Consider the following 3,204-nt stretch of genomic DNA (forward strand, 5'->3'; position numbering starts at 1 on the left):
GATCCCGGCTCCGGCTCCGGCTCCGGCTCCGGAAACAGCGAAAACAGTGGGGAGCACGCACATGCCAGTGATCGACATCCAGAAGGACCCTGAAGCCCTCACACTGACGCTCACCGCGCGGTTCGACGCGCCGCCGCCGCGGGTGTGGCAGGTCTGGCAGGACCCCCGCCAGCTCGAGCGGTGGTGGGGCCCGCCGGCCTACCCCGCGACCGTCGTCGACCATGACCTGGCCCCCGGCGGTACGGTCACCTACTTCATGACCGGGCCGGAAGGCGACAAGCACCATGGCTGGTGGCACGTCCTGTCCGTCGACGCCCCGCACCGCCTGGAGTTCACCGACGGCTTCGCCGACGACGCCGGCCGCCCCAACCCCGACATGCCCGTCACGGCCGTCCGTGTACAGCTCACCGCGGACGGCGCGGCGGCCACCGTGATGACGATCGAGAGCGTCTTCCCCACGCTCGCGGTGATGGAGCAACTCGTGTCCATGGGCATGGTCGAGGGCATCTCCGCGGCCGTGGGCCAGATCGACACACTGCTGACCTCGCTCACCGTCTGATCCCACCGTCCGATCTCACCGTCTGACGAGGCCTGCCCCGGCAGCCCCGGCAGCCCCGAGCGTCGGCCAAGCAGCGTAAATCCGCCCGCGACCACCCACGCAGGCCATGATCGGCGTAAGTTTGTCGTTGTGTACGCTTCTGCGACCAAAAAGCGTACACAACGACAAAATCTCCTGGATCATGGCCTGTACGGCTGGCTGTGGAGGGGATCCGCGTTATTTGATGGGCTGTCAGAGGATTTTCCGGTAGCCGCCGACGACGGGGGCCTCCAGCTGCGGAAATGGCTCGCTGGCGCTGGGTACTACGCCGTTGCTCGGGCGCTCCTGGTCAGCCGGCAGTGGTTTCGTGGGGTGGGATCACCGCTGTAGGAAGACGACCTGGTCGGGGCCGAGGGTGCCCGGCTCCTGTAAGAGCTTGTCGAGTGCGCTCACGACAGCGCCTACAAAGGCTCTGTCCTGCGGAAACGCCTTTGTCGAGATCAGGACGATGCCGGCGTGGGAGCGTCCGCCGGCCCGGTACTGGGCGTCCAGCGGCAGAAAATCCCTGACGTTGAGTGTGACGAGCGCACGTCCCTGGCGCGCAGCCTCCGCCAGCACTTGATCATCGGGTAGCGAGACCAGCGCCGGGTCAGCGACGACCGAGGCGACGTCGTGTCCCTTCCCGACGAGCTGGGCGGCTGTCCGCTCCCCGAGCATCTCGTCGAGTAACAGGGGGTGGCTCATCCGGCCAGCAGGTCCTGCTCGCGACGCCAGGCCCGCTCGGCCGCCTGCTCGGCCTCGTCAGCGGCGGCGATCTCGGCATCGACCTCCAGCGGGTAGGCGGCCCAGTACCGCAGCGCCGTGCGGAGCAGCCGCGGCGGCAGGCCCGTGTTGTCCGCGACCAGGGACAACAGCCCCTGCTCGGCCAGCTCCGGTTCGGCCGCCCTGGCGGAGCGGACCGCCCGCACGACCTCCCAGACGTCAGGCCCGCCGACCAGGCCCGCCCGCCGGCCCGCCGGCCCTTCCCGGAAGGTGATGCCGGGATGTTCCGTCGTCCGCAGCCCCTCGTCCACCAGCCGGTTCGCCGCTGACGACAGCGAAAGACCTGGATGGGTGGCCACGTACGCCTGTAGGCGTACCGCGACGGCGGCATCGAACCGCACCGGTGTGGGAGCCTTCCTCGCCATACGACTACAGTGTAGTCGCCATCTTGACAGTCACCAGCCTGACGGCATGCGGGCTCCGCACGGAGATCCGTTTTCCCGACCTGACAACCAGCGACCTGACCGAACGAACCGGTCAGTCAGCGCGGGGGGCGACTCCACAGCCCCGGTCGACTACGGGGCCCAGAGCGTGTCGACGGGCAGGACGTGCAGGCGGTCCTCGAACGTGTACGAGCGTGCTCCCAGGTAGAACACGACACCGGCTGTGAACGCGTCGCCGGTGGTGTCACGGAGTTTGCGAAGCGGGGCGAAGTCCTCACCCGGTACCCGGCCAGCCGCTTTGACCTCGAATGCCACCAGCGCCCCGTCATCGCGTTCGACAACAAGGTCGACTTCGTCGCCGTCACGAGTGCGCCAGTGGCCGGCCCCGCTGACCCAGTCCGCCCAGGACGCCTGCTTGAGCAGCTCGGTGACGACAAACGTCTCCAGGAGATGTCCGAACTCGGTGAGCGTGGTCGGATTACGGGCGGCCAGTTTCCGCGGCGTCAGCCGCAGCAGCCGAGCCGCCACCCCGGAGTCCAGGATGTGGATTTTCGGCGACGCCGTGGACCGTGTGGTAAGCGTGTTCCCCCATGCCGGGAGACGGTAAAGCAGGAACACCGCCTCGAGCAGCCGTAGATAGCTGTACGCGGTCCTCTCGTCGAGACGGACGCTCGACGCGGCCCGAGCGATGTTGAGTACCTGCGCGGTCTGGCCCGCCAGCCGCTCGAACAGGACCGGCAACGAAGCCGCCTGGCGGATCCTGGCAAGCTCCCCCACGTCGCGTTCGAGGCCGAGCCGGACGTAGTCGTCGAGCCAGCGGTTCCGCGAAGCGAGCGAGGCCCGCGCGAGCGCCGACGGGAACCCGCCTGCCGTAACGCTGTCGATGTACTCCTCACGGCTGGTCACCGACGGCCGGGCCGCGGCTACCACGGCGGCCGGGTCTGCGAACAGGTCCTCCAACAGGTGCTCGTGAGCTCCCCGGAGCTCACCCTGTGACAGCGGATATACCGGCAGCCGGTGCAGACGGCCAGTGAGCGCCTGCGCAGCCTGGGGCAACGCCTCGTGACGTGCCGAGCCCGTCAGGACGAAGCGACCGGGCCGGCCGTCACGGTTGAGCTCAGCCTTGATCGCGTCAAGGACAAGCGGGACGTGCTGGTACTCGTCGATACAGACCGGTCGTGGGCCCGCGACAAACGTGCCCGGGTCCCGGGCCACCGCGTCGCGCACGGCCACGTCGTCCAGGTCGACCAGCTCCGCGCCAACCGCGCCGGCGAGGTTTCTGAGCAGGGTCGACTTGCCCACCGACCGGGGGCCCTGAAGAAGGACCACCGGCTCCTCGAGCATCCGACCCGCGACGATGGGAGCAAGCCGCCGTGGCACCAGGCCGCGCAACCGTGCACTCACAGCCGAGATTCTATCTGATCTACGGATCCGTCGGAGGTCGAGCTACGGATCCGCCGA

General features: G+C 68.6%; 4 protein-coding genes. 1 reads left to right on the top strand and 3 read right to left on the bottom strand.

Annotated elements, in window-relative coordinates; all coding sequences use genetic code 11:
• The first annotated feature begins 61 nt into the window (after nucleotides 1-61).
• A complete protein-coding gene (locus tag AC5LSR_RS09115; RefSeq protein WP_250282505.1) occupies nucleotides 62-559 on the top strand; it encodes an SRPBCC family protein in 498 nt (165 codons plus the stop codon).
• A gap of 357 nt (nucleotides 560-916) precedes the next feature.
• Here the strand turns inward: AC5LSR_RS09115 and AC5LSR_RS09120 are convergent, their stop codons facing one another.
• From AC5LSR_RS09120 to AC5LSR_RS09130, 3 genes are all read right to left on the bottom strand, one after another.
• Nucleotides 917-1,282 (bottom strand): DUF5615 family PIN-like protein, encoded by a 366-nt coding sequence (locus AC5LSR_RS09120; protein ID WP_250282504.1) that lies wholly within the window; start codon nucleotides 1,280-1,282, stop codon nucleotides 917-919.
• Nucleotides 1,279-1,701, bottom strand: coding sequence for a hypothetical protein (locus AC5LSR_RS09125; protein ID WP_250282502.1), 423 nt, complete (start codon nucleotides 1,699-1,701; stop codon nucleotides 1,279-1,281). Before AC5LSR_RS09125 ends, AC5LSR_RS09120 begins: the two co-directional genes overlap by 4 nt.
• A 174-nt stretch (nucleotides 1,702-1,875) precedes the next feature.
• Nucleotides 1,876-3,147, bottom strand: a complete 1,272-nt coding sequence (locus AC5LSR_RS09130) for an ATP-binding protein (protein ID WP_250282500.1) — start codon at nucleotides 3,145-3,147, stop codon at nucleotides 1,876-1,878.
• Between the last annotated feature and the right edge of the window lie 57 nt (nucleotides 3,148-3,204).

This window comes from Protofrankia sp. CiP1_Cm_nod4, assembly GCF_982290645.1.

What these genes read in the sequence shown, in the direction of transcription:
- AC5LSR_RS09115 (WP_250282505.1), top strand. Translation starts at nt 62, where the DNA reads ATGCCAGTGATCGACATCCAGAAGGACCCTGAAGCCCTCACACTGACG.
- AC5LSR_RS09120 (WP_250282504.1), bottom strand. Translation starts at nt 1,282, where the DNA reads ATGAGCCACCCCCTGTTACTCGACGAGATGCTCGGGGAGCGGACAGCC.